Origin of the sequence: Halopseudomonas formosensis (assembly GCF_900115905.1) — a bacterium.
Lineage (GTDB): Bacteria > Pseudomonadota > Gammaproteobacteria > Pseudomonadales > Pseudomonadaceae > Halopseudomonas > Halopseudomonas formosensis.
Map to the genome: position 1 here is coordinate 64,221 of NZ_FOYD01000006.1, position 14,972 is coordinate 79,192.

Here is a 14,972-nt window from a genome sequence, read left to right on the forward strand (position 1 = left end):
TCCGCGGGCGCGGCCCGGCGCGGAGCAACCGCAATACCTCATCAGACCGGCAGTACGCGGCAGAAGAACGCCTTGATGTAGCTGGTCTCGGGAATCGCCGGATGTACCGGGTGGTCGGCGCCCTGGAAGCCCCGTTCGGTGATGATCAGGTGACGGTCCAGGTGGCGGCTGGCCGCCAGCAGCATGTCGCGCAGGCTGTTTTCGGCCAGATGCATGGAGCAGGAGGCCGAAATCAGAATCCCATCGCGGTTGAGCAGGCGCATGGCCTGTTCGTTCAGACGACGGTAGGCAGCCTCGCCATTGCGGATATCCTTGCGCTTCTTGATGAAGGCCGGCGGATCGGCAATGACGACGTCGAACTTCTCCCCGGCACCCTTGAGCTCGCGCAGGGCGTCCATGACATCCCCCTCGACCACGCTCATGCGTTCGGCAACACCGTTGAGTTCGGCATTGTGCTCGACCAGATCCAGCGCCGGCGCCGAGCTGTCGACACACATCACCTCACTGGCACCGAAGGCCGCCGCCTGCACACCCCAGCCTCCGATATAGCTGTACAGATCCAGCACCCGCTTGCCGGCGACATAGGGCGCCAGGCGCGCCCGGTTCATGCGATGGTCATAGAACCAGCCGGTCTTCTGGCCGCTGTGCACCGGGGCTTCGAAGTGCACCCCGTTCTCCTCGACCGCGACCCGCTCGGGCATCTGCCCGTGTACCACCTCGACATAGCTGGCCAGATTCTCTGCCTTGCGTGCACCACCGTCGTTGCGCAGCAGGATGCCCTCGGGTCTGAGCACCTGCACCAGCGCCTCGACGATCTCTCCGCGCACCCGCTCCATGCCGGGGGTGGTGATCTGCACTACCAGATAGTCGGCGAAACGATCCACCACCAGTCCGGGCAGCAGGTCCGAATCCCCGTAAACCAGACGGTAGAAGGGTTTGTCGAACAGCCGCTCACGCAGGCTCAGGGCGATCTTGATGCGGTGCACCAGCAGGGACTTGTCCAGACCATGCCTGGCCTCACGGCTGTGCAGCCGGGCACAGATCAGATTGTCGGGACTTACCGTGGCCAGACCCAGCAGCTTGCCCGAGGCATTGAGCACCTGCACCTCGTCGCCGGCAGCCAGGGCGGTCAGCGGCGTCTGCGCGGTATCCACCTCGTTGCTGAATACCCACAGGTGGCCGGCGCGCAGGCGACGGTCACAGTTGGATTTGAGGCGCAGGGTGGGCAGATTCATGCTGATCTCTCCGGGTGGCAGGCGTGAAGGGCTCGGGGCGGCAGTATAGCGGCAGCAGGGTCCCGCGTCTGCGACCAGACTCAATGGACGCTGAGCCAGCCGCGCCCTGCCTCAGATCAGAAACAGGGTCGCCAGCCCGAGGAAGGAGGAGAAGCCGACCACATCGGTGACCGCCATCAGCACCATGCTGCCGGCCAGCGCGGGATCTATGCCGAAGCGCCGCAGGATCAGTGGTATCAGCAACCCGGCCAGAACCGCGCAGACCAGGTTGATCAGGATCGCCAGGCCTATCACCCAGCCGATGCCCAGATCCCCGAACCAGATGATGGCCACCGCTGCCACCAGCAGCGCCCATAACACGCCGTTGAGCGTACCTATGCCCAGCTCCTTGCCCAGCAGCACCCGCAGGTTGCCGGTATCCACCTGGCCGAGCGCCAGACCGCGGATGACCAGGGTCAGGGTCTGGCTGCCGGCGATGCCGCCCATGCTCGCTACCACCGGCATGAGCACCGCCAGCGCCACTATCTGTTCCAGCGCCCCCTGGAACTGGCCGATCACCGAGGCGGCCAGGAAGGCTGTGATCAGATTGCAGCCCAGCCAGACGGAGCGGCGGCGGGTACTGGTGAGGATGGGCGCGAACATGTCCGCCTCGTCGTCCAGACCGGCCATACCCATGATCGCCCGCTCGGAATCGTCCCGGATGCTGTCCATCACGTCGTCCACCGTGATGCGTCCGAGCAGCACACCATCCTCGCTGACCACCGCCGCCGAGAGCATGTCCAGATCCTCGAACTGGCGCGCCACCTCCTGGCTGCTCATCAGTACGTCGAGCGGCTTGAACTCGGCGTCCATCACATCCCGCACCAGCTCGTCGGCCATGCTGGTGACCAGCCGGCTCAGGCGCAGCACGCCCTGATAACGGTTCTCCCGGTCTACCACCATGAGCTTGTCGGTATGGTCGGGCAGATCCTCGAGCAGACGCAGGTAGCGCAGCACCGAGCCGACCTTGACGTCCGCGCGCACCGAGATGTGGTCGATGTTCATCAGACCACCGGCCGAGTCCTCGGGGTAGGACAGCATGTCCGCCAGTTGCTGCCGCTTCTTCACATCCATCGACAGCAGCAGCTGCCGGCCGGGGCCGAAGGGCAGTGCCTGGATCAGGTCCACCAGGTCATCGAGATCCAGCTGGCGCGCGGCTTCGAGCAGCTCGGCGTCGGACATCTCCAGGGCCAGACTGGCGGCCACTTCCTCACGCAGATGGACCAGGATCTGACCGGCCCGGGCGCTGTCCAGCCGTGACCAGATGCTGCTGCGCTCCCCGGGAGGCAGGGACTCGAGCAGGCCTGCGGCCTGGGACGGGTGCAGCAGGGCAAAGACCTTCAGCGCCCGCTTGAAGCGACCGGCCTCCAGGGCCTCGCGCACTATGGCGATGGGGCTGATGTCGGTCTCGTCCTCGCTGTCGAGCAGGGCTTCGAGCTGGTTGTCGTCGCTGTTGACCTGCAGGCGCTCGGCCAGGGCCGGATCCAGCAGTTCGAGAATGGCCGGCTCTTCGACGTCCCCGATCTGGTCCCAGACGATCTGCTGCTGATCTTCATCAAGCTGCTCCAGCAGCTCGGCGGTTTCCGCCGCCGACAGGTCACGCAGTATCCGGCGCACGCGCTTGAGCTTGCCCTTGGCCAGCGCTTCGGCGATGGACTCCTGGGTTTCAGCTGCGACAGGGGTTTCTTCAGTCATGGCGCGTTTCCGTCAGGCGGTGGATCGGTTGACGCGCCACCGCGCCTCCGGGTTACAGGCAGGCGTGGCGGCAAGGCTCCTAAAATACCACAACGGGACGCTCCCAGGCGCGTGGCAGACTGCCCCGGGAGCGTGGGCGCCCCCCTACTGCGCCCACTCCTCCACTGGCGGGCAGGCGCAGAACAGATTGCGGTCGCCATAGACATTATCGATGCGGTTGACCACCGGCCAGTACTTGTTGGCGGCCACCCAGGGCAAGGGAAATACCGCCTGTTCCCTGGAATAGCTGCGCTGCCAGTCGCCGGTGAGGTCGGCCATGACGTGCGGCGCCAGGCGCAACGGGTTGTCCTCACCGTCCCATTGCCCCTGCTCGACCCGGGCGATCTCTTCGCGGATGGTCAGCATGGCGTCGATGAAACGGTCCAGCTCCGCCTTCGACTCGCTCTCGGTGGGCTCCACCATCAGGGTGCCCGGGACCGGGAAGGACATGGTGGGCGCATGGAAGCCGAAGTCCATCAGGCGTTTGGCAATGTCCTCTTCGGTGATGCCGGTGGCCGCCTTGAGCGGGCGTATGTCGAGAATGCACTCGTGGGCAACCCAGCCATTGCGCCCGCTGTAGAGCACGGGATAGGCCTGGCCCAGCCGCCGGGCAATGTAGTTGGCATTGAGAATGGCTATTTCCGTGGCCCGGCGCAGGCCACGACCACCCATGAGTGCGATATAGGTCCAGCTGATCGGCAATATGCTGGCACTGCCCCAGGGCGCGGCGCTGACCGCGTCGTTCTCGGGGTCCGGGCCGTCCAGAGGCACCACCACGTGATTGGCCACATAGGGCGCCAGGTGCGCCTTGACACCGATCGGCCCCATGCCCGGACCACCGCCCCCATGGGGAATGCAGAAGGTCTTGTGCAGATTCATGTGCGACACGTCGGCACCGAAATCCGCCGGGCGGGCCAGACCCACCAGGGCATTGAGATTGGCGCCATCCATGTACACCTGCCCGCCGTACCGGTGCACTATGTCGCAGATCTCGCCTATCCCCTCCTCGTACACGCCGTGGGTCGAAGGGTAGGTGATCATCAGGCAGGACAGGTGCTCGGAATGGGCCTCGGCTTTGGCCCGCAGATCGTCGATATTGACGTTACCCTGCTCGTCGCAGGCCACCAGCACCACACGCATGCCGGCCATCTGTGCCGAGGCCGGGTTGGTACCGTGGGCCGAGGTCGGAATGAGACAGACATCCCGGTGGCCGTTGCCATTGGCCTCGTGAAACTTGCGGATCGCCAGCAGTCCGGCGTATTCGCCCTGGGCACCGGAGTTGGGCTGCATGCAGATGGCATCGAAGCCGGTGATGGCCCGCAGCATGGTTTCCAGCTCGTCGATCAGCTGACGGTAGCCGGCAGCCTGTTCCCGAGGCGCAAAGGGATGCATGCGGGCGAATTCCGGCCAGGTGATGGGAATCATCTCGCTGGTGGCATTGAGTTTCATGGTACAGGAGCCCAGCGGGATCATTGCATGATCCAGCGCCAGGTCGCGGTTCTGCAGCGACTTGATATAGCGCAGCATGGCCGTCTCGGAGTGGTGACTGTTGAACACCGGATGTGTCAACAGGGGCGAACGGCGCTGCAGCGACAGGGGAATGCCGGTGTCGGCGCCGCGCACCGCCAGATCCAGCGCCTCCACCTCCTGACCATGGGCGTCCCCGGCAAAACACTGCAGCAGGGCCGCCACCGTGGCCGCCGTGCTGGTCTCGTCCAGACTTACTCCCAGGTGATCGGTATCGATCAGCCGCAGATTGATACGCAGGGACCGCGCGCGGCCGACAATCAGCCGGGCCTGGCCCGGCACCCTGAGTGTCAGGGTGTCGAAGAAGTGCCGGTTGCTGCGCGTGATGCCACAGCGTTCCAGACCCAGGGCGAGGATGGCGGTCAGCCGGTGCACCCGCTCGGCGATGGTCCGCAGTCCCTCCGGGCCGTGGTACACCGCGTAGAATCCGGCGATATTGGCCAGCAGTACCTGAGCGGTGCAGATATTGGAGTTGGCTTTCTCGCGGCGGATGTGCTGCTCCCGGGTCTGCAGCGCCATGCGCAGCGCCCGGCGGCCACGGCTGTCCACCGATACCCCGATGATGCGCCCGGGCATGGCCCGCTTGTACTCATCCCGAGTCGCAAAGAAGGCGGCGTGGGGGCCGCCGTAGCCCATGGGGACACCGAAACGCTGGGAGGAGCCGAACACCACGTCCGCGCCCAGTTCCCCGGGCGGGGTCAGCAATACCAGGCTCAGGGGGTCGGCCGCCACGCACGCCAGGCCATGCTGCGCCTGGACCTGCTCGATCAATGGCCGCAGATCGCGGACCTCGCCCCAGGTGGTGGTGTACTGCAACACCGCACCGAATACCGGATGGTCCTGCAACTGCGCGACGTCCCCGACGATCAGCTCGAAACCGAAGGCCTCGGCCCGGGTGCGCACCACCGAGATGGTCTGCGGGTGACAGTCCTGGTCGATGAAGAACGCGTTGCTCGGACTGCGCGCCACCCGCCGCGCCAGGGTCATGGCCTCGGCGGCAGCGGTGGCCTCGTCCAGCAGCGAGGCGTTGGCCAGCTGCATCCCGGTCAGGTCCAGGGTCAGCTGCTGGAAGTTGAGCAGCGCCTCCAGCCGGCCCTGGGAGATCTCCGGCTGATAGGGGGTGTAGGCGGTATACCAGCCCGGATTCTCCAGCACGTTGCGCAGTATCACCGGAGGCAGGATGGTGTCGTAATACCCCATGCCGATGCAGGAGGTGAACAACTGATTGCCCGCAGCCATCTCGCGCAGGCAGGCCAGCACATCGGTCTCGCTGCGCGGGCCGGCCAGTTCCAGGGGACTGTTCAGGCGTATGCTGCGCGGTACCGTCTGGTCGATCAGCTCATCCAGCGAACTCAGGCCCAGGGTCTGCAGCATGCTGCGCTGCTCCTCGGCGTCCGGACCTATGTGCCGCCGGATGAAGGCATCCTGCTGCTCCAGCTCGGCAAGACTCCGGGTGGGGTTCATACGCTCACCTCCTATCAATCGGGACCAGATCCTGTACCGCTGCGCCCGGAGGCGCCGTATCAGAGGCTGGCGAGGTATCCGTCAGCGTCCAGCAGCTTGTCCAGCTCACTGCTGTCGGTCGGTTTGATCTTGAAGAACCAGGCTTCACCGTAGGGATCGGAGTTCACCAGCTCGGGGGAATCGGCCAGTGCCTCGTTGATGGCAACGACCTCACCACTGACCGGCGCGTAGATGTCCGAGGCCGCCTTGACCGATTCAACCACCGCACACTCGTCACCGACAGTCAGCTGGCGGCCGACTTCCGGCAGCTCGACGAAGACCACGTCCCCCAGCGCGTCCTGGGCGTGGTGGGTGATGCCCACGGTGATGGTGCCGTCCGCTTCCTCGCGGCTCCATTCGTGGCTGCTGGCGTAGCGCAGTTCGCTGGGGGTGTTGCTCATCTTCTATTGTCCTCGGTGCATGGATGGTGAAGTTCGCTCCGCCTGGCGGACGCGTTCTCCGTTGATTTAAAAGAGTTTTATGCCGTTGCGCACGAACCCGGGGCGGATTACCTGCACATCGAGCCATTTGCCCCGGATGTCCACCCGGGCGCTGTCACCGGTGTTGCGGGGCACCCGGGCCAGCGCGATGGAACAGCCCAGGGTCGGGGAAAAGCTGCCGCTGGTGATGACACCCTCGCGGTCGTCGATCATGACCTTCTGGCCGCTGCGCAGCACTGCACGCTGCTCCAGCACCAGACCGACCTGCCGGGGCAGATCGCCGGCCTGGCGCTGGCGCTCCAGCGCCCGGCGGCCGATGAAGTCCCGCGTCTCGGGTTCCCAGGCGATGGTCCAGGCCATGTTGGCCGCCAGGGGCGAGGTCTGTTCGTCGATATCGGCGCCGTAGAGATTCAGTCCGGCCTCCAGTCGCAGGGTATCCCGGGCGCCCAGTCCGCAGGGCTTGCAGCCGGCGCCCTGCAGGGCGTTCCAGAAGGCTGCCGCCTCCGCGGCCGGCAGCATGATTTCCAGACCGTCCTCGCCGGTATAGCCGGTACAGGCTATGAACCAGTCACCCTCGGCCTGCCCATGGAAGGGTTCGAGCCGCTCGGCCAGCGCGGCCTGCGCATCTGTCATCACACTGGCGCAACGGGCCCGGGCCAGAGGGCCCTGGACCGCGATCATCGCCAGCTCCCGGCGCTCGGTCACCTCGACCTGACGCCCGGCAGCCTGGCCGCGGATCCATTCCAGATCACGCTGGCGGGTACCGGCATTGACCACCAGCCGGTAGCCGTCGGCCAGGCGGTAGACGATGAGGTCGTCGAGGATGCCCCCGTCCGGGTTGAGCATGGCGGTATACAGCGCCCTGCCCGGCGCCTGCAGACGACCGACGTCGTTGGCCAGCAGGTATTGCAGGAAGGCGGTGGCGTCAGCGCCGGTGATATCCACCACGCCCATGTGAGAAACGTCGAAGATCCCGGCCTCGCGGCGCACCTGATGGTGCTCCTCGATCTGCGAACCGTAATGCAGTGGCATGTCCCAGCCGCCGAAATCGACCATCCTGGCACCGGTGGCCAGGTGACTGTCATACAGGGGTGTGCGCAGACCCATGGCGTTGTTCCTTGTTATCTTCGACCCAGTGGCTGATTGTAGCCACAAACGGGGTCCATTGCTCCCTGCGCCGAGCCGCATTCAGCGGCGGGCGGAACGTCTGATCAGCACTATCACCGGCGCCAGCCCGACCAGTACCAGGGTCAGCGCCGGCAGGGAAGCTCGTCGCCATTCCCCCTCACTGGTCAGGGCGTGGATACGCACCGCCAGGGTATCCCAGCCGAAGGGCCGCATCAGCAGAGTGGCTGGCATTTCCTTGAGCACGTCGACGAACACCAGCAGCGCCGCACTGAGGATGCCGGGCAGCAGCAGCGGTACATAGACGCGCCAGAAGACCTGCCAGCCGGACTGACCCAGACTCTGGGCCGCCTCCGGCAGCGACGGCCGGATGCGCGCCAACGAAGTGTCCAGGGGACCATAGGCCACCGCCATGAAGCGGATCAGATAGGCCAGCAGCAAGGCGAACAGGCCGCCCAGCAGGACAGGCGCGGGATTGGCCGCCCCCAGCCAGGTGCGCAGGGGCACCACCAGGTTGTTGTCGAGAAAGCTGAAGAAGAACATGATGCCCACCGCCAGTACCGACCCGGGCAGCGCATAACCCAGATTGGCCAGGGCCACCGCACCGCGCACCCGGCGGATCGGCTGCAGGCGCAGCGCCAGCACCAGCAGAGTGGCCACGACCACCGTCATCAGCGCGGCAATCGCCCCGAGCAGCAGGGTGTTCTGGATCAGCGCCCAGTAGCGACTGTCAAGATCGGCAATCCCGCTGCTCAGCAGCCAGTACAGCAACTGCCCCACCGGAATGATGAAGGCGATCGACAGCACCAGCAGGCAATAGCCGCTGGCCAGCCAGGCCAACGGCCCCTGCAGCCGGTACAGGGCGCCCTTACGCGGTTTGTCGTTGGCCGGAAACCGCTTGTTGCGCCCCTGGGCGTGGCGCTCGGCGAACAGGGCGAGAAACACGAACAGCAGCAGCAGGCTGGCCAGCTGGGTGGCGCTCTGCAGGCTGAAGAAACCGTACCAGGTCTTGTAGATCGCCGTGGTGAAGGTGTCGTAATTGAACACGGAAACCGCGCCGAAATCGGCCAGGGTTTCCATGATGGCCAGAGCCGCGCCGGCACTGATGGCCGGCCGCGCCATGGGCACCGCCACCCGCCAGAAACCCTGCCAGGGCGTCTGGCCGAGGATGCGCGAGGCCTCCATCAGTCCCCTGCCCTGGGCCATGAAGGCACTGCGGGCAAGCATGTAGACATAGGGATAGAACACCAGCACCAGGGTGAGGATCACCCCGCCGGTGGAGCGAATCGGTGGCAGCCTGAAGTCATTGCCGAACCAGCCGCGCAGCAGGGTCTGCAGCGGGCCGGCAAAATCCAGCAGCCCGACCATGACGAAGGCCAGGACGTAGGCCGGTATGGCAAAGGGCAACATCAGTGCCCAGTCGAGCCAGCGGCGCCCGGGAAACTCACACAGGCTGATCAGCCAGGCCAGACTCACACCCAGCAGTATCACCCCGGCCCCGACGCCCAGTACCAGCCACAGGGTATTGCCGATCAGGCGCGCCAGCTGGGTCTGCAGCAGGTGGCCCCAGATGGTCTGATCCACGCTCTGCCAGCTGAACAGCAATACGAGCAAGGGCATGAGCACCAGCCCGGCAGCCAGATAGGTGATCAGCTGCCAGCGCAGCTTGTGGGCGGGACTTGGACGGGCCACGCATACTCCCTGTAACGGTAAAAAAACACGCCCGGCAGAAGCCGGGCGTGCAGTATACAAACAAATGACCGGGGCGGAATCAGTTCCAGCCGAGGCGATCCATCAGCATGATGGCTTCGGGCTGACGACGACCGGCCACCTCGATGTTCACGTTGTCGGCCTTGAAGTCACCCCAGGCAGCCACTTCCGCGGAGGGCTCCAGGGCCTGGTTGGCCGGGAATTCCATGTTCACATCGGCAAAGATGCGCTGGGCTTCCTCGGTAGTCATCCATTCCAGCAGGCGGGTGGCCTCCTCCGGATGCTTCGCGTGTCTGGTGACACCGGCGCCGGAGATGTTCACGTGCACGCCGCGGTCTTCCTGGTTCGGCCAGAACAGCTTGACCTTCACATCCGGCTGGGCGTTGTGCAGGCGGCCGAAGTAGTAGGAGTTGACGATGCCCACATCGCACTGACCGGCGTCGATGGCCTGCAGCAGGGCGGTGTCATCGGCAAAGACCGGAGTGGCCAGATTGGCCAGCCAGCCCTGAATCACTTCGGTGGTCTTCTCTTCACCGATGGATTCGAGCATGGTGGCAACCAGCGACTGGTTGTAGACCTTCTTGGAGGTACGCAGGCACACCCGGCCCTTCCACTGCTCGTCAGCCAGGGCTTCGTAGGTGCTCAGCTCCTCCGGCTTCACCCGCTCGGTGGAGTAGGCGATGGTGCGCGCACGCAGCGACAGCCCGGTCCACATGTTGTTGCTCGAACGCAGGTGCTGGGGAATGTTGCCCTCGATGACCTCCGACTGTACCGGCTGGAACAGCCCCTGCTCCTCTGCCTGCCACAGGTTGCCCGCGTCCACCGTCATGAACATGTCCGCCGGGGTGTTGACACCTTCTGCGCGCAGACGGGCCATCAGGGGAGCTTCACGATCGGTGATGAAGTTGATCTTGACCCCGGTCTTCTCCGTGTACATCTCGAATACCGGCTTGATCAGATGATCCTGGCGGGAGGAGTAGACCACCAGTTCCTTGGCCTGGGCGACGCTGGTGAAGGCGCTCAGGGCCAGACTCAGCACGACGAGATTGCGGGTAAATGACATCTGTGGAAGCCTCGATTAGGGAGTTCGGAAGCCTGGATGATAATGATTTTAATTAAGATCATCAACTAGACAGCCGGACTTTCTTCCCCCTCGATAACCGGGCGAGCCAGCGGCGGCAGCTCGCCTTCGAGCCCCAGCGCCCGCCGGACTATCCCGGCCTTGAGCCCCTGCAGGCCGTCCATCCAGCGCATCCCGGTATTGCGCACCCAGCGCAGCGCCAGCGTATCGGCGTGGAACAGGCGCTCGAAGCCTTCCATCGCCAGCATCATCGACAGGTTGGCTCCCATGCGGCGGCGCTCGTAGCGCTGCAACACCGGCAGGCTGGCGAAGGCCTCGCCCCGGGTCAGTGCCGCCTGCAGCACCGCCGCCAGCTCCGCCGCATCCAGCAGGCCGAGGTTGACCCCCTGCCCGGCCAGCGGATGGATGCTGTGCGCCGCATCGCCGATCAGCACCAGCCCGGGCTGGGCATAACGCCGGGCATGGCGCTGGCGCAGGGGAATGCAGTGCCGCGCATCGACCTGCAGGATCCGGCCGAGACGCCCTTCGATGGCCGCCTCGATCTCCTCCGCGAAGGTCGCCTCGTCCAGCGCCATGACCCGCCGGGCCTCCTCGGGTACCAGCGACCAGACGATGGAACAGTAATGCCGACCGTCCCTGTCCTGCAGCGGCAGGAAGGCCAGCGGCCCGGCATCGAGGAAGGATTGCCAGGCGGTCTCGGCATGCGGACGCTCGGTCTGCACCGTGGTGACCACGGCATGGTGCAGGTAATCCCATTCGCGCATGGCGAACCCGGCCAGCTCCCGCAGTCTCGAGCGGGCACCGTCGGCGGCCACTATCAGCGGCGCCTGCAGGCGTTCACCATCGGCCAGTTGCAGTGCCCAGCCATCGGCTTCCTGCACCAGCTGCTCGACCTGCCTGCCACCCAGCAGGCTGACATCGGTGGTGTTCAGACTGTCCAGCAGCGCCTGCTGCACCCGCCAGTTCTCGATGATATGGCCCAGGCGATTCTCACCGACCATGCCGGCATCGAAACGGATCTCGCCGGTGCCTGCGCCATCCCAGACGCACATATACCTGTAGGGACTGCGGTAATCGGTCGCGATTTGTTCCCAGGCACCGAGGCGGGTGAGGATGTTCTCCGAGGCGGCGCTCAGGGCGCTGACCCGGGGATCGTAACCCGAGGGCGTGGGGCGGGCCTCGAGGGGCCTGTCCAGCGGCATGGCGTCGAGCAGCGCCACCCGCAGCGGGCTGTCGGCCATGGCCCGCGCCAGAGTGGCACCGACCATGCCGGCGCCGACGACAATCAGATCGTACTGTTGCACCATGGCGCCTCCCGATATCGATTCACTCATCCGCGCAACCCCATGCCCTGACGGGCCAGTCTGGTCTTCAAGGGCGGCAGCAGGTCCATGGCCAGCAGCCCGGCGTTGCGTCCGGCTACCAGCACCGGGTTGCGATTGCTGAACAGCTGCGTCAGGTAATGACTGAAGGCCACGGTTGCCGCCTGATCGCCGCGCTGGCCGTCCAGATAGCGCTGCAGTACCGACAGCGAGCCGGGGTGATGTCCTTCGCGCCCGGCCCGCTGCAGCTGGTCGGCCAGAGCCATGGCGTCACGCAGGGACAGGTTGAAGCCCTGTCCGGCAATGGGATGCAGACTGTGCGCGGCATTGCCCAGCACCACCAGATTGGAACGCACCTGCTCTTCAGCCTCGATCAGGTTCAGCGGATAGCTGGCCCGCTCGCCGACCCGCAGCAGCGCGCCCATGCGGAAACCGAAGGCCGCCTGCAGGCGCTCGAGAAAGGCCTCGTCCGGCAGCTGCGCCACCTCCTCGGCGACGTCCACCGCCAGGGTCCAGACCAGCGCGCTGCGCTGTCCGGACAGCGGCAGCAGGGCCAGCGGCCCGGTTTCGGTGAAGCGCTCGTAGGCCACACCGGCATGCCCGTTGGCAGTGGTCACATTGGCAATCACGGCGACCTGCTGATAGGGATTGACCCGGCGATGGATGCCCAGCTGATCCAGCAGTCCTGAGCGGCCGCCGTCGGCAATCACCAGCAGGTCCGACTCCAGCTGGCGGGTACCACCGGGCACCTGCAGGTCCAGCTGATAGCCGCCGGGATGCGGCCGGGCATGGGCAACCCGCGCCGGCGCCACCCACTCGATGGCCTGGCGATCCAGATTGCCCAGCAGCACTTCGCCGAGCCAGGCGTTTTCCACTATGTAGCCCAGGGCGGACACCCCCTCCTGCTCGGCATGCATGCGGGCCGAGCCCGGATGCCCCCGGTCGGAGACGTGTATCTGCCGGATAGGCTCGGCGCGCCGGGCCAGCTCCTGCCAGATGCCCAGGCGCTCGAACAGCCGGCGGCTGCCATGGGACAGGGCGGTGGATCTGTTATCGTAGCTGGGCTGCCAGCCCCCCTCGACCGGCGGCTGGGCCTCGATCAGGCGAATGGCCCAGCCCGACTGGCGGGCACAGTCCTGCAGCGCCAGTGCCAGACTGGCCCCGACCATGCCACCGCCGACGATATTCAGGCTGTAGCTCACGCCGGCACGCTCGCCGCAGTCCGCGCCGCTGCCATCAGCGCCTCGATCTCGTCAGCTTCACGGGGCACCTTGCCGGTAAGGATCTGGTGTCCGTCGCGGGTGACCAGCACATCATCCTCGATACGGATGCCGATACCCCGCCACCTGGCTGCCACCTGCTGGTTGTCCGGGGCGATGTAGATACCCGGCTCCACGGTCATCACCATGCCCGGTTCCAGCACCCGCCATTCGCCGCCGACCCGGTACTCGCCGACATCGTGCACATCCATGCCCAGCCAGTGACCGGCGCGGTGCATGTAGAAGGGGCGGTAGCCACCGCTGGCGATGAGTTCCTCGGGATCGCCCGCCAGCAGACCCAGTTCCACCAGCCCCTCGGTGATCACCCGTACGGTAGCGTCATGGGCCTCGTTCCAGGTACGCCCCGGGCCGATCGCCTCGAAGGCCGCCGCCTGAGCCCTCAGCACCAGATCATAGATGGCCCGCTGTTCCGGGGAGAAGCGACCATTGGCCGGGAAGGTACGCGTAATGTCACTAGCGTAGCAGTCCAGCTCGCAGCCTGCGTCGATCAGCACCAGATCGCCGTCACGGATCTGTGCGGTGTTCTCGGTGTAATGCAGGATGCAGGCATTGGCCCCGGCCGCCACTATGGAGGAATAGGCCGGCGCACGACTGCCGTGGCGCATGAAGGTGTATTGCAGCTCGGCCTCGAGCTGATATTCGTACATGCCCGGACGGCAGGCCTGCATGGCACGGACGTGGGCCTCGGCGGAAATATCCGCCGCTGCCTGCATCACCCGTACCTCGGCGGCGCTTTTATACAGGCGCATGTCATGCAACAGGTGATCGAGGGCGACGAACTCCTTGGGCGGCTCGGCACCCAGACGGGTCTTGCTGCGGATGGCCTGGATCCAGCCGGTCAGCTGCATGTCGAATTCGTGATTGGCACCCAGGGCGTAGTAGACCCGCTCGCGCCCTTCGATCAGTCCCGGCAGGATGTCGTCGATATCGGCGATGGGGAAGGCGTCATCGGCACCATAATCCGCCACGGCGCCGGTCTGGCCGGCGCGGTAACCGTCCCACAGCTCCCGCTCCACGTCCTTCTCCCGACAGAACAGCACGTACTCGCCATGCTCGCGCCCGGGAATCAGTGCCATGACCGCCTCCGGCTCGGGGAAGCCGGTCAGGTACTGGAAATCACTGTCCTGGCGATAGGGGTATTCGGTGTCCCGGTTACGTGCGTGAACCGGTGCAGCGGGCAGGATGGCAATGCTGCCCGGCTCCATCTGGCTCATCAGGGCCTTGCGACGACGGGCGTATTCCTGTTTGCTGATGCGCATGGATTCTCCTCAATGCAGTGATGCGGGCGGCTGGTCCTGACTGGTCTCGGCCGGCTGGCACTCACTGAACAACATCAGTACGGCCATGCGGACGTATTCCATGACCTCCATGAAGTCCACTTCGTTGGCCTCGGATTCCTCGAGATCGCTCTGCACCTGGGAGATGGCGGCAAAGTCGGCCAGCACGCTGTCGGCCTCCTCGCTCAGGGCCCGCTCACGGGCCACCAGACCGAAGCCGCCGAGGAAACCCTCGCACCACTGGCCCAGCGCCTGGGTGCGCTGGTCGATCGGCGCCTCATCGTCGGGCAGCAGCAGCTGCAGATCGAAACCGCTGCCGGCCAGCTGGGCCAGGCTGGAGTCATACAGCTGGATCAGCAGGATACGGTCCGCCTCACCGGGGGCGCCGCGACCGTCGATGACCTCCCTGGCCACATCCAGCCAGGTGCCATGGTCCAGGCGGCTGCCGGCACTGAGACGGCCCACCAGGTGGCCGTGCAGCTCGGCGGGGTAACCGGCGGCGCCCAGTTGCCGGAACAACTGGTCGAAGCGGTCGTAATCAAAAGCGGCAGACATCCGAAGCATATTCTTGCAATCTCTCAGGTCGATGAACCCAGCAGTGTATTCCAGACCGGCGGCATATCCTACCGACGCAGCGTCGCAGCCAACAACCGGCGGCCCACGGGAGTTTGACCGCCCCTGCGGGCCACTCTATAGTGA

11 protein-coding genes are annotated in these 14,972 nt (G+C 65.6%); all 11 read right to left on the minus strand.

Annotated features, from left to right (window positions below):
* Nucleotides 1–41: 41 nt before the first annotated feature.
* The 11 genes from BM046_RS10100 to BM046_RS10150 all read right to left on the minus strand — a co-directional run bounded on the left by BM046_RS10100 (nt 42) and on the right by BM046_RS10150 (nt 14,828).
* Nucleotides 42–1,235, minus strand: coding sequence for a class I SAM-dependent rRNA methyltransferase (locus tag BM046_RS10100; protein ID WP_090539090.1), 1,194 nt, complete (start codon nt 1,233–1,235; stop codon nt 42–44).
* A gap of 111 nt (nt 1,236–1,346) precedes the next feature.
* Nucleotides 1,347–2,969 carry a magnesium transporter gene (gene mgtE, locus BM046_RS10105; protein ID WP_090539092.1) on the minus strand — a complete coding sequence of 541 codons (1,623 nt, stop codon included), beginning with the start codon at nt 2,967–2,969 and terminating at the stop codon, nt 1,347–1,349.
* A gap of 144 nt (nt 2,970–3,113) precedes the next feature.
* On the minus strand, nt 3,114–5,999 hold the full coding sequence (gene gcvP / locus BM046_RS10110; RefSeq protein WP_090539093.1) for an aminomethyl-transferring glycine dehydrogenase: 2,886 nt from the start codon (nt 5,997–5,999) through the stop codon (nt 3,114–3,116).
* 59 nt (nt 6,000–6,058) lie between these two features.
* Nucleotides 6,059–6,439, minus strand: a complete 381-nt coding sequence (gene gcvH / locus BM046_RS10115; RefSeq protein WP_090539095.1) for a glycine cleavage system protein GcvH — start codon at nt 6,437–6,439, stop codon at nt 6,059–6,061.
* Nucleotides 6,440–6,505: 66 nt separating this feature from the next.
* Nucleotides 6,506–7,585 carry a glycine cleavage system aminomethyltransferase GcvT gene (gcvT, locus tag BM046_RS10120; RefSeq protein ID WP_090539097.1) on the minus strand — a complete coding sequence of 360 codons (1,080 nt, stop codon included), beginning with the start codon at nt 7,583–7,585 and terminating at the stop codon, nt 6,506–6,508.
* 81 nt (nt 7,586–7,666) lie between these two features.
* On the minus strand, nt 7,667–9,295 hold the full coding sequence (locus tag BM046_RS10125; RefSeq protein ID WP_235818619.1) for an ABC transporter permease: 1,629 nt from the start codon (nt 9,293–9,295) through the stop codon (nt 7,667–7,669).
* A gap of 79 nt (nt 9,296–9,374) precedes the next feature.
* Entirely contained in the window at nt 9,375–10,376 is a 1,002-nt protein-coding gene (locus tag BM046_RS10130) for an extracellular solute-binding protein (RefSeq protein ID WP_090539099.1), read from the minus strand.
* A 65-nt stretch (nt 10,377–10,441) separates the two neighbouring features.
* The gene (locus BM046_RS10135) at nt 10,442–11,701 is read right to left on the minus strand and encodes an FAD-dependent monooxygenase (RefSeq protein ID WP_090539101.1); all 1,260 of its coding nucleotides are present in this window, start codon (nt 11,699–11,701) and stop codon (nt 10,442–10,444) included.
* Between the two features lie 23 nt (nt 11,702–11,724).
* On the minus strand, nt 11,725–12,918 hold the full coding sequence (gene ubiH / locus BM046_RS10140) for a 2-octaprenyl-6-methoxyphenyl hydroxylase (RefSeq protein WP_268875174.1): 1,194 nt from the start codon (nt 12,916–12,918) through the stop codon (nt 11,725–11,727).
* Complete coding sequence (pepP, locus tag BM046_RS10145) at nt 12,915–14,255, minus strand: Xaa-Pro aminopeptidase (RefSeq protein WP_090539104.1); 1,341 nt, start codon at nt 14,253–14,255, stop codon at nt 12,915–12,917. Before pepP ends, ubiH begins: the two co-directional genes overlap by 4 nt.
* 9 nt (nt 14,256–14,264) lie before the next feature.
* Nucleotides 14,265–14,828, minus strand: coding sequence for a UPF0149 family protein (locus BM046_RS10150; RefSeq protein ID WP_090539105.1), 564 nt, complete (start codon nt 14,826–14,828; stop codon nt 14,265–14,267).
* Between the last annotated feature and the right edge of the window lie 144 nt (nt 14,829–14,972).

What these genes read in the sequence shown, in the direction of transcription:
- BM046_RS10150 (WP_090539105.1), bottom strand. Translation starts at nt 14,828, where the DNA reads ATGTCTGCCGCTTTTGATTACGACCGCTTCGACCAGTTGTTCCGGCAA.
- gcvT (WP_090539097.1), bottom strand. Translation starts at nt 7,585, where the DNA reads ATGGGTCTGCGCACACCCCTGTATGACAGTCACCTGGCCACCGGTGCC.
- mgtE (WP_090539092.1), bottom strand. Translation starts at nt 2,969, where the DNA reads ATGACTGAAGAAACCCCTGTCGCAGCTGAAACCCAGGAGTCCATCGCC.
- gcvP (WP_090539093.1), bottom strand. Translation starts at nt 5,999, where the DNA reads ATGAACCCCACCCGGAGTCTTGCCGAGCTGGAGCAGCAGGATGCCTTC.
- BM046_RS10130 (WP_090539099.1), bottom strand. Translation starts at nt 10,376, where the DNA reads ATGTCATTTACCCGCAATCTCGTCGTGCTGAGTCTGGCCCTGAGCGCC.
- pepP (WP_090539104.1), bottom strand. Translation starts at nt 14,255, where the DNA reads ATGCGCATCAGCAAACAGGAATACGCCCGTCGTCGCAAGGCCCTGATG.
- BM046_RS10100 (WP_090539090.1), bottom strand. Translation starts at nt 1,235, where the DNA reads ATGAATCTGCCCACCCTGCGCCTCAAATCCAACTGTGACCGTCGCCTG.
- gcvH (WP_090539095.1), bottom strand. Translation starts at nt 6,439, where the DNA reads ATGAGCAACACCCCCAGCGAACTGCGCTACGCCAGCAGCCACGAATGG.
- BM046_RS10135 (WP_090539101.1), bottom strand. Translation starts at nt 11,701, where the DNA reads ATGGTGCAACAGTACGATCTGATTGTCGTCGGCGCCGGCATGGTCGGT.